The following is a 10,961-nucleotide window of genomic DNA, read 5'->3' as shown; positions in this document are numbered from 1 at the left end:
GGATGACCCAGCGCATTCGCGAGCAAGCCCGCTCCCACAGGTTGCTAATCGTGTTCTTCCAGGTATCGCAACGCCAGTTGCTCGGTCGCGCCTTTGGCAGCAGGGGGCAGATGCGGTGCCACCAGCATCATGACCTGGTAGACCACCAGCCGCACTTCACCTTCGCGGCCCAGGATTCGCTGGTAATCCAATGAGAACAGCAGGGTCATGGTGATCTGTTCTACCAACTGACCTAGCGCCTGTGTGTCGCTGACCAGCAGTTCCCGGGCCTTGAGCTGGGCGAGCAGTGAGGCGAGGGTGCGCTTCAGGGCGTTGAGCAACTGGCGGATGCCCTTGGCCAGCTTCGGCAGGCGCCCGGCCAGGTTCGACAGGTCCTGGAACAGAAACCGGTACTGGGCCAGGCGCTCGACGATCAGGTGCAGGAACAACCAATAGTCTTCCGGCGCCAATTGTGCATCTGCGGGCGGGTCCAGCAGCGGCGTCAGTTCGGCCTGGAATCGCTCGAACAGCCCGAGGACCAGCGGCTCCTTGCCGTGAAAGTGGTAGTAGAGGTTGCCGGGGCTGATCCCCATTTCGTTGGCAACTTCCATGGTGGAGACGTTCGGCTCGCCCTTTTCATTGAACAATTGCAGGGCACATTCAAGGATACGATCGCGGGTTTTCATCCGGCCTTCTTCGTGATCAAGTCGTGCCACGGCCAACCGCCCGGCCGTGGTGTGAGGTCTTCAGCGCACGCGAACATAGTTGCCGGGGGCTGCTTCCATGGGTGGGTAGCTGGCGTTGCCCAAGGTCATCTGGGTCTCGTGCTGGGCGCCGGAGCGCGCCTGGATCCAGTCCAGCCACTGCGTCCACCAACTGCCCTCGACGTGCTTGGCGTCGTAGTACCAGGCTCGCGGATCGCTGCTCAGTTTCAGGCTTTCAAGGTAATTGGCCTTGGGGTTGCCCGGCGGGTTGAGGATGCTTTGCACGTGGCCGCTGTTGGAGAGCACGAAGCGTTTGTCGCCGCCCAGCAGCAGCGTCGAGCGATAGACCGCGTCCCACGGGGTGATGTGGTCGTTGATACCGCCCACACTGAAACTGTCTACTGTGACTTTCTGTAAGTCGATGGGCGTGCCGCACACTTCCAGGCCGCCGGGGTGGGTCAACGGGTTGTGCTTGAAGAAATCCAGCAAGTCGCCATGAAGTGCCGCCGGCAGACGGGTGGTGTCGTTGTTCCAGTACAGGATATCGAACGGCGGCGGTTCCTTGCCCAGCAGGTAGTTGTTGATGAAGTAGGTCCAGATCAGGTCATTGGGCCGCATCCAGGCGAACACCCGGGCCATGTCGCGGCCGTCGAGGATGCCTTTCTGGTAGGAGCGACGCTTGGCGGCTTCCAGGGTCTGCTCGTCGATGAGCAACGTCGCCGGACTGTCGATCTGGCTGTCCAGCAGGCTCACCAGGTAGGTGGCGCTGGCGACCCGGCGCTGCTGGCGCTTGGCTTGCAGGTGGCCTTGCAGCGCCGCGATGGTCATGCCGCCGGCACAGGCGCCCATCAGGTTGACCTCACGGGCGCCGGTGATTGCCCGGCAGACGTTCATGGCTTCTTCCGCCGCTTCGACATAGCTGGACAAGCCCCATTCGCGATGGCGTACATCAGGGTTACGCCAGCTGACAATGAACACCTGCAAGCCGTTTTTCAGCGCGTACTGGACGAAGCTGTTGGAAGGGCTCAGGTCGAAGATATAGAACTTGTTGATTTGCGGCGGCACGATCAGCAACGGCTTGGCGTATTGCTTTTCGCTCATGGGCCGGTACTGGATCAGCTCCAGCATTTCATTGCGAAACACCACGGCACCGGGCGTGGTTGCCAGGGTCTTGCCGACTTCGAAGGCGTGGGGGGTGGTTTGTCGGGGCAATCCGTCGTTGTGCAGCAGGTCATCCACCAAGTGACTGATGCCCCGTACCAGGCTGGTACCGCCGGAATTGAACAGCTCCTTGACTGCCAGCGGGTTGAGCAAAGTGTTGGAAGGCGCCACCGCGTCGTTGAGCAGGGCAAAGGCGAAGTGCGCGCGGGCCTGGTCATCGGGACTCATGCCGCATTCATCGATCCAGCTCCTGACCTGTTTCTGCCAGCTCAGGTACGCCTGCAAGCTGCGGCGATAGAACGGATTGAGCTCCCAGGTGGGGTCGGCGAAGCGCTTGTCGTTGGGATGCGTGGTGTGCAGGGTCTCCCCCAGCAGCACGCGCCCCAACTGGCCGCCGAGCCGCAACGCGTGCCGGGCACTGTGCACCGGATTGCGCAAGCCGTGCAGGGCGACGCTGCGCAAGGTGGACAGCAGGTCCCTGCCACGCAGGCCGGTGACCGCACTTTGTGCATTGATGAAGCTGGCAGGGGCGGGCATGGAGCCCTTCGCCGGTTTGTCGCGCATGAGTCAACTCCTTTCATCAAGCTAAAAACAAACACACCGAACCAGACAACATAGTCGCTGTTTCGGGTAGCTGCGCGGCCCCGGCGTCCTGCCAGGCGCTATTGGGCGATTTCAGCCGCCACTCAACGGCGAAGGATGCGGATGCATCACGGCGCGCTGACGTTCTTCCTCGAGGAATTTCATGATGATCGGCGCCACGGCCTCGGCCCGGGTGATCAGGAACAGATGACCGTCGTCGATGATGTGCAACTGGGCGTTGGGGATGCGCCAGGCCAGCAGGCGCATGTTGACCAACGGAATCAGTGGATCGTCGTCGCCGGCCAGCACCAGGGTCGGCTGGCGGATCTTGTGCAGCCAATGGATGCTGGTCCAGCCCAGGCCGGCGAACAGTTGCCAGTAATAGCCGAGCTTGCCCGCCGAGCGCACCCTGGCCGCGTGACTGGCGGCCAGGCCAGGGTCGCGACGGAACGAGCCGCCGTAAATCAGCGGTGCGATGCGCAGCACATGGGACGGCTGAACATAGCGCCGGGGACTGGCCATCATCCACAGCACTTTCGGCTTGCCCGGCACCATCACCGCTCCGGCGGCGGTAGCGGCCAGCACTAGCTTCTTGCAGCGCTCGGGGTAGTCATGGGCGAATTGCTGGGCCAGCGCACCGCCCCAGGACACGCCGATCACATTGACCTGCCCGTAGTCGAGGTAATCGAGCATTCGCGCGGCCAGTTTTGCCAGGCCAGGAAAGCGATACGGCCGGCTGGGCGTCGATGAGCCGCCGACGCCGGGGACATCGAAGGCGATGACTTCCAGGTCCGGATCCAGGGCCTGGATGAACGGGAATACCAGCTCGAGGTTGGCGCCGATGCCGTTGAAAATCAGCAGCGGCGTCAAGTGAGGCTTGCCGGGACGTACCGCGGTGCGCAAGGTCTGGCCATCCAGATCGACGGTACGAAAGATGTACGGTTGCGGCATGCTTCAAGCCCTGTGGGTCATGTCTGGGTTCCTGTGATCGATCGGTAGACCGAGTCGCGGCCTTCGCGAGCAAGCCCGCTCCCACAAGGGAACGGTGTGAGCCTGAACTTCAGGTTCACCATCGATCCAACTGTGGGAGCGGGCTTGCTCGCGAAGACGGCCTTGCATCCAACCTCAATGTCGGCTGTCGACGTGTGTTCGTGAGCCAGTACACCCTTGTACCGGACGAGTTGCATCCGTCAGCGCTCATGCACATAAGTACCCGGCGCCGCCTCCCCCGCGACAAAGGTCTTGTTGCCCAGCACGGTCGGGGCTTTTTTAAGTTTGCCCGAGTGTTCGGCCAACCAGGCCTGCCAGTGCAGCCACCAGGAATCGGTGTGCTTGGTGGAGTTCTCCTGCCAGTCCTCGGGCTTGGCCGGCATATCCTCGCCGGTCATGTAGCGTGACTTGGGATTGCCCGGCGGGTTGAGGATGCTTTGGATATGTCCGCTGCTCGACAGCACGAAATCCACCTTGCCGCCGAACAGTTGCGCCGACTTGTAGCAGGACTTCCACGGAGTGATGTGATCGTTGGTACCGGCCAGGGCAAAGATGTCGGCGGTGACCTGCTTGAGGTCGATCGGCGTGCCGCACACCTCCAGCGCATTGGGCCGGGTCAACGGGTTGGTCTTGAACATCTCGATGAGATCGCCGTGGAACGCCGCCGGCAGTCGGGTGGTGTCGTTGTTCCAGAACAGGATGTCGAATACCGGCGGTTCGTTGCCCAGCAGGTAATTGTTGACCCAATAGTTCCAGATCAGGTCGTTGGGGCGCATCCAGGCGAAGACCTTGGCCATGTCGCGGCCCTCGAGCACGCCGGCCTGGTAGGAGTGGCGCTTGGCTGTCTCCAGGGTCTGCTCATCGACGAACAGCGCGACGTCGGTGTCCAGAGTGGTGTCGAGCACACTCACCAGCAGGGTCAGGGCGTTGACTTTTTTCTCGCCGAGGGCGGCGTAATGGCCGAGCAGCGCCGTGCAGGTGATGCCGCCCGAGCAGGCGCCGAGCATGTTCACGTCCTTGCTGCCGGTGATGGCCGTGACCACGTCCACCGCTTCCTTGAGCGCCTCGATGTAAGTCGACAGGCCCCACTCGCGCTGTGCCTTGGTGGGGTTGCGCCAGCTGACGATGAAGGTCTGCACGTTGCTGCGCAGGCAGAAACGCGCCAGGCTCTTGTCCGGGCTGAGGTCGAAAACGTAGAACTTGTTGATCTGCGGCGGCACGACCAGCAATGGCCGCTCGTGCACCTGCTCGGTGATCGGGCGGTACTGGATCAGCTCCAGCACGTCGTTGCGAAACACTACCGCGCCTTCAGTCACGCCCAGGCTCTTGCCGACCTCGAACGCGCCCATGTTCACCTGGCTCGGCATCCCGCCGTTGTGCACCAGGTCCTTGGCCAGGTGCGACAGGCCGTCGAGCAGGCTCTTGCCACCGGTTTCGAAGAAACGCTTGACCGCCGCCGGGTTGGCCGCCGAGTTCGTCGGGGCCATGGCTTCGGTCATCAGGTTGATCACGAAATGCCCGCGGCTGATGTCCTGGGGCGACAGGCTGCTGTCGTCGATCCAGTCGTGCAGCTCCTTGCGCCACGCCAGGTAGGTTTGCAGGTAGCGTTTGTAGAGTGGGTTCTGGCTCCACGCAGGGTCGGTGAAGCGACGATCATCGCTGGCAGGTTGCAACTCGGACTTGCCAAACAGGACCTTCCTCAGCTCGGCGCCGAAATGGGTCACGTGCTTGACGCTGTGCAGCGGTTGCCTGATGGTCTGGGCCAGCACCATTCGGGCCGAGGCCAGCAGGTCTTTCCTGCGCAGGCCCACCACGGGATTGAGCCCCAGGGTATTTTCCGAGGCCTGGTACTTCAGGTCATCGTTGTTCTTGTTGCTCATCTACGACGCTCCATTGTCAGACGAGTACACGGACCATGCCGTCAAGCCACACAGCCGATACCGGGTACGCTGCTCGGGTGACCATTCATTCCGCATCGTGATCAATGAGGAAACCGGTGCAAGGAACTCCCCGATTCCTGTGCAGGGAACTTGCCAGCTCCATTGGTTACCCGAGTTTAATTTTTTTCGCAAGCAGGCCAGTCATTGACGCTGTCGCGCGGGCATTCAAGCAGATGAGTCTAGAAAATGCGCCCTAAAGCGCCAGCCCTTGAGCTAGAGCATCAGCTTGACGACGGACTGATCCGGGTCACGGGTTTTTCCGGCAGCCTTGAGCTCGCCAAGATAATCGTTCCACAAGTCTTGCTGACGCACCGCCAACTGATAGAGATACTCCCAGGTGAACAGTCCGCTGTCATGGCCGTCGTCGAAGGTCAATTTCAGTGCGTACTGGCCGGCCGGTTCGATTTTCGTCAGGCCGACGTTCAGCTTGCCGTATTGCAGGATGGGTTTGCCGTGGCCCTGGACCTCGGCGGAAGGCGAATGCACCCGCAAAAATTCCGCAGGCAGGTGATATTCCTCTTCCGGCGCGTATTTGAGGGTCAGGGTCTTGGAGGCTTTGTGCAGGTTGATGGCGGTGGGGAGTTTGGTCATGGCCGATCGTCCGTCTCGTGAAGCCCGTTATGAGCATGACCCGTGGCGAGGGAGCTTGCTCCCGCTGGGACGCGAAGCGGCCCCAAAAATGACGGGGCCGCGCAAGTCTCAAGTCTTATTGGGGCGGCTGCGCCACCCAACGGGAGCAAGCTCCCTCGCCACAGGAGCACGCTCACACAGCGTGCGGGTTACAGGATATACCGCGACAGATCTTCGTTCTGCGCCAATTCACCCAGGTGGCTGTTGACGTACTCGGCATCGATGAGGATCGGCGCTTCGTTGTGGGCGCTGGCCAAGTCACCGGCGCTGAACGAAACTTCCTCGAGCAGGCGTTCGAGCAGCGTGTGCAGGCGCCGGGCACCGATGTTCTCGGTCTTCTCGTTGACCTGCCAGGCGATCTGCGCCAGGCGCTTGATGCCTTCGGGCGTGAACTCGATGTTCAGGCCTTCGGTCTTGAGCAGCGCGCAATACTGTTCGGTCAGGGACGCATGAGGCTCGCTGAGGATGCGTTCGAAGTCTTCCGGCGACAGCGCCTTGAGTTCGACACGGATCGGCAGGCGGCCTTGCAGCTCCGGCACCAGGTCGCTCGGCTTGCTCAGGTGGAACGCGCCGGACGCAATGAACAGGATGTGGTCGGTCTTGACCATGCCCAGCTTGGTGTTGACCGTGCAGCCTTCGATCAATGGCAGCAGGTCGCGTTGCACGCCTTCGCGGGAGACATCGGCGCCGCCAACGTTGCCGCGCTTGGCGACCTTGTCGATTTCGTCGATGAAGACGATGCCGTGCTGTTCGACCGCTTCGAGGGCCTTGGCCTTCAACTCTTCTTCGTTGACCAGGCGACTGGCTTCTTCATCGCGCACCAGTTTCAGCGCTTCCTTGACCTTGAGCTTGCGGCTTTTCTTCTTGCCCTTGCCCATGTTGGCGAACAGGCTCTGCAACTGGTTGGTCATTTCTTCCATGCCCGGCGGCGCGGAAATGTCGACGCCGGCCATCTCGGCCACTTCGATCTCGATTTCCTTGTCGTCCAGTTGGCCTTCGCGCAGGCGCTTGCGGAACAGCTGGCGGGTGTTGGAATCCTGGGTCGCGGCGGAGTCAGCGTTGAAGCCCATGCGTGCCGGCGGCAGCAGGGCATCGAGGATGCGCTCTTCGGCAGCGTCTTCGGCGCGATGGCGGACCTTGGTGATCTCCTGCTCGCGCAGCAGCTTGATGGCGGCATCGGCCAGGTCACGGATGATCGACTCGACGTCGCGGCCGACATAGCCCACTTCGGTGAACTTGGTGGCTTCGACCTTGATGAACGGTGCGTTGGCGAGTTTGGCCAGGCGCCGCGCGATCTCGGTTTTACCGACGCCGGTCGGGCCGATCATCAGGATGTTCTTGGGCGTCACTTCGACGCGCAGCTCTTCAGGCAACTGCATCCGGCGCCAGCGGTTACGCAGGGCGATGGCGACGGCGCGCTTGGCATCGTCCTGGCCGATGATATGGCGATTGAGTTCGTGGACGATTTCGCGGGGAGTCATGGACATAATAATTGGCGGTCCTCAAGCAGGAATGAGCCGTGGCGCTGGGCCTGGGCTTATTCCGCGAGGTCCTGCTCCTCAATGGTCTGGGTGTGATTGGTGAAGACGCAGATGTCGCCGGCGATGCCCAGGGCAGTCTCGACGATCTCACGGGCCGACAGGTCGGTCTTTTTCAGCAGGGCGCTGGCCGCAGCCTGGGCGTAGGCACCGCCGGAGCCCATGGCGATCAGGCCGTCCTCAGGCTCAACGACGTCACCGTTGCCGGTGATGATCAGCGACGCATCCTTGTTGGCGACCGCGAGCATCGCTTCGAGGCGGCTCAGGGAGCGGTCGGTGCGCCATTCCTTGGCCAGTTCCACGGCGGCACGGATCAGGTGGCCCTGGTGTTTTTCAAGCTGGCCTTCGAAACGTTCGAACAGGGTGAAGGCATCGGCGGTGGCCCCGGCGAAGCCGGCGATGACCTGGCCGTGATAGAGGCGGCGGACTTTCTTCGCGTTGCCTTTCATCACGGTATTGCCCAGTGAAACCTGGCCGTCGCCGCCCATGACGACTTTGCCATGACGGCGGACTGAAACGATGGTGGTCAAGGGAAGAGTCTCCACGCAGCGGGGCGAAAATGCCCGGATGGAACTCATATGGGGGTGGCGTGGGGTTTTTCAACTGCGGGGTGGGAGAGGGGACGGGTGGTACTGCGTGTCGTCCGATCAATAAGGTGGCAAGAACACTGTGTGGCGAGGGAGCTTGCTCCCGCTGGGCTGCAAAGCAGCCCCAAATGCTTGGGACCGCTGCGCGGTCCAACGGGCGCACGCGCCCTCGCCACAACAGCGCGTTACATAAACCCGCGGTACGTTCAGCGGCTCTGGCGTTGTTGTAACAACAGGTTGCTAAAGCCACTGCCCGCCAGTTGTTTCTGGGCCTTGGTCAGCTCCTCGCGGTTGCTGTACGGGCCTACCAATACCCGATACCAGGTCTCGTCCTTCACGGTCCCGGACTCCACCGACACCGACTGGCCCAGCAGGATGATCTGCGCCCGGACCTTGTCGGCGTCGGCTTCCTTGCGGAACGAGCCGGCTTGCAGGAAGAACTTCGTCACCGGCGCGGCCTTCTGCACCGGCGGGGCCGGTGGCGGCGTGATGCCGGCCAGGGCTGCCTGGGCGCGGGCGGTGTCGATTTTTGCCGCTTCGGCCGGGGTCACCGGAGTGGTCGGCACTTGCGGTGTCGGCAGGGTTTTCTCCGGCACGGCGTCAGGCGGCACGATGACCTCCGATTCCGGCAGCAACGTGTAGAAGTCGTACTTCGGCTTCACCGGTTGCGTCGGGCTCGGCGGGGTCTTGTTGGCCTCGGCGATGCGCGTGGCCTTTTGCTGCTCTTGCTTGACGCGCTTGACGTCGTCGCCCTGGCCCGGCTCCAGCTTCATCAGGAACACAATGAACGCGCCGACGCTCAGGCCGATGGCCATCCATAACCAACCCGGGATCGGTTTCTTGGCTGGAGGCTGGTAACGACTGGCGCCGCGTTTGGGGGCAGGTTTTTTCTTGGCGGCCAACTTACATGCGCTCCAGGGTTTCCAGGCCGAGCAATTCCAGGCCTTGCTTGAGCGTACGCCCGGTCAGTGCGGCGAGGCGCAGGCGGCTCTGCATTTGCTCGGGGGTGTCGGCACTGAGGATCGGGCAGTTCTCGTAGAAGCTGGAGAACAGGCCAGCCACATCGTACAGGTAGGCGCACAGGGTGTGCGGCGTGCCTTTGTCGGCAACGTTGTTCAGCACCTCGCCGAACTGCGCCAGTTTTGCCGCCAGCTCCTGTTCGTGGGCGGCCTGGAGCACGATCTGGCCGTCCACTTCGTTGAAGCTTTTGCCCAGTTTGCGGAACACACCCGCGACCCGGGTGTAGGCGTACAGCAGGTAGGGCGCGGTGTTGCCTTCGAAATTGAGCATCAGGTCGAAGTTGAAGCTGTAGTCGCTGGTGCGGTGCTTGGACAGGTCGGCGTATTTCACCGCGTCGATCCCCACCACCTTGGCGATCTTGCGCAATTCGTCTTCGGCCAGGTCCGGGTTCTTGCCCTTGACCAGGGTGTAGGCGCGGTCTTGGGCTTCGGTCAGCAGGTCGATCAGTTTCACCGTACCGCCGTCGCGGGTCTTGAACGGACGGCCGTCGGCGCCGTTCATGGTGCCGAAGCCCATGTGCTCCATCTCCATCGGGCGGGTCACGAAACCGGCCTGGCGGGCCACTTCGAAAACCTGCTGGAAGTGCAGGGCCTGGCGCTGGTCGACGAAATACAGGACCCGATCCGCCTTGAGCACGCCGTTACGGTAGCGCACGGCCGCCAGGTCGGTGGTGGCGTAGAGATAGCCGCCGTCGGCCTTGACGATGATCACCGGCAGCGGCTCGCCTTCGGCGGTCTTGAACTGATCAAGAAACACGCACTGGGCGCCGTTGCTTTCCACCAGCATGCCCTTGGCCTTGAGGTCATTGACCACGTTGATCAGGTCGTCGTTGTAGGCGCTTTCGCCCATCACGTCGGCCATGGTCAGCTTGACGTTCAGCAGCTCGTAGATTTTCTGGCAATGGGACAGCGAGATGTCCTTGAACCTGGTCCACAGCGCCAGGCACTCGGCATCGCCGGCCTGGAGCTTGACCACCAGGCCACGGGCGCGGTCGGCGAACTCGGGGGATTCGTCGAAGCGTTGCTTGGCGGCGCGGTAGAAATTCTCCAGGTCCGACAGCTCGTCGCTGGTGACCGGGTTTTCCTGCAAATAGGCCATCAGCATGCCGAACTGGGTACCCCAGTCGCCGACGTGGTTCTGACGGATCACCGTGTCACCGAGGAACTCCAGGACCCGCGCTACGCCGTCGCCGATGATGGTCGAGCGCAAGTGGCCGACGTGCATTTCCTTGGCGAGGTTGGGCGCCGAGAGGTCGACCACGGTGCGCTGCAACGGGCCGGCCTTGCGCACGCCGATACGGGCGTCGGCAAGGGCCGCGTCCAGGCGCGAGGCCAGGGCCTGGGTGTTCTGGAAGAAATTGATGAAGCCGGGGCCGGCAATGTCAGCCTTGCTGACGTTTTCATCGGCAGGCAACGCGGCAATGATTTTCTCCGCCAGGTCCCGCGGTTTCATGCCGGCCGGCTTGGCCAGCATCATCGCGATGTTGCTGGCGAAGTCGCCGTGGGTCTTGTCCCGGGTGTTTTCGACCTGAATCGCCGGCGACAGGCCTTCTGGCAGCACACCTTCAGTGACGAGTTGGGCGATGGCTTGCTGGATGAGCTGGCGAATGGTGTCTTTCATGGTCTTCTCTTTCAACCGCAGGCGCGGCGGCGCTTCGATGCGCTGGTGGAAAAACTGGGCATTATCCGTGGCGAAGGCGGGCTTGCCAACTGTAGCGGGACGGTTGGGGGCTTTGTTGTAGTTTTGCGAGGCTACAGGGTGTCCCTGTTCCTTGTGGGAGCGGGCTTGCTCGCGAAGGCGGTGTATCAGTCGATACAGGTATTGATTGAC

Annotated in this window: 10 protein-coding genes; 1 reads left to right on the top strand and 9 read right to left on the bottom strand. The window is 62.2% G+C overall.

Going from position 1 to position 10,961, the window contains the following annotated elements:
• Positions 1-44 precede the first annotated feature (44 nt).
• The 9 genes from RGM2987_RS02070 to argS form a co-directional block, all read right to left on the bottom strand.
• A complete protein-coding gene (locus tag RGM2987_RS02070; RefSeq protein ID WP_245138463.1) occupies positions 45-665 on the bottom strand; it encodes a TetR/AcrR family transcriptional regulator in 621 nt (206 codons plus the stop codon).
• 60 nt (positions 666-725) lie between these two features.
• Positions 726-2,408, bottom strand: a complete 1,683-nt coding sequence (gene phaC, locus RGM2987_RS02065) for a class II poly(R)-hydroxyalkanoic acid synthase (RefSeq protein WP_245138462.1) — start codon at positions 2,406-2,408, stop codon at positions 726-728.
• 111 nt (positions 2,409-2,519) lie between these two features.
• Complete coding sequence (gene phaZ / locus RGM2987_RS02060) at positions 2,520-3,377, bottom strand: poly(3-hydroxyalkanoate) depolymerase (protein WP_245138461.1); 858 nt, start codon at positions 3,375-3,377, stop codon at positions 2,520-2,522.
• A gap of 239 nt (positions 3,378-3,616) precedes the next feature.
• Entirely contained in the window at positions 3,617-5,296 is a 1,680-nt protein-coding gene (gene phaC, locus RGM2987_RS02055) for a class II poly(R)-hydroxyalkanoic acid synthase (RefSeq protein ID WP_245138459.1), read from the bottom strand.
• A gap of 273 nt (positions 5,297-5,569) precedes the next feature.
• Entirely contained in the window at positions 5,570-5,947 is a 378-nt protein-coding gene (locus tag RGM2987_RS02050) for a DUF971 domain-containing protein (RefSeq protein WP_245138458.1), read from the bottom strand.
• Positions 5,948-6,135: 188 nt separating this feature from the next.
• On the bottom strand, positions 6,136-7,473 hold the full coding sequence (gene hslU / locus RGM2987_RS02045; protein ID WP_245138456.1) for an ATP-dependent protease ATPase subunit HslU: 1,338 nt from the start codon (positions 7,471-7,473) through the stop codon (positions 6,136-6,138).
• A gap of 50 nt (positions 7,474-7,523) precedes the next feature.
• Positions 7,524-8,054 carry an ATP-dependent protease subunit HslV gene (gene hslV / locus RGM2987_RS02040; protein ID WP_007968352.1) on the bottom strand — a complete coding sequence of 177 codons (531 nt, stop codon included), beginning with the start codon at positions 8,052-8,054 and terminating at the stop codon, positions 7,524-7,526.
• Between the two features lie 263 nt (positions 8,055-8,317).
• Entirely contained in the window at positions 8,318-9,013 is a 696-nt protein-coding gene (locus RGM2987_RS02035; protein ID WP_245138455.1) for an SPOR domain-containing protein, read from the bottom strand.
• A gap of 1 nt (position 9,014) precedes the next feature.
• Positions 9,015-10,751 carry an arginine--tRNA ligase gene (argS, locus tag RGM2987_RS02030; protein ID WP_245138454.1) on the bottom strand — a complete coding sequence of 579 codons (1,737 nt, stop codon included), beginning with the start codon at positions 10,749-10,751 and terminating at the stop codon, positions 9,015-9,017.
• Between argS and RGM2987_RS02025 the strand changes: the two genes are divergently transcribed.
• The coding region (locus RGM2987_RS02025) for a hypothetical protein (protein ID WP_245138451.1) at positions 10,719-10,961 on the top strand (243 nt) is incomplete at its 3' end. The two genes, argS and RGM2987_RS02025, sit on opposite strands and share 33 nt — an antisense overlap.

Source organism: Pseudomonas sp. RGM2987 (assembly GCF_022952855.1).
In the GTDB taxonomy this organism is placed as follows: domain Bacteria; phylum Pseudomonadota; class Gammaproteobacteria; order Pseudomonadales; family Pseudomonadaceae; genus Aquipseudomonas.
The sequence above is the reverse complement of the archived record's forward strand: the minus strand, read 5'-3'. Positions and strand labels throughout refer to the sequence as shown.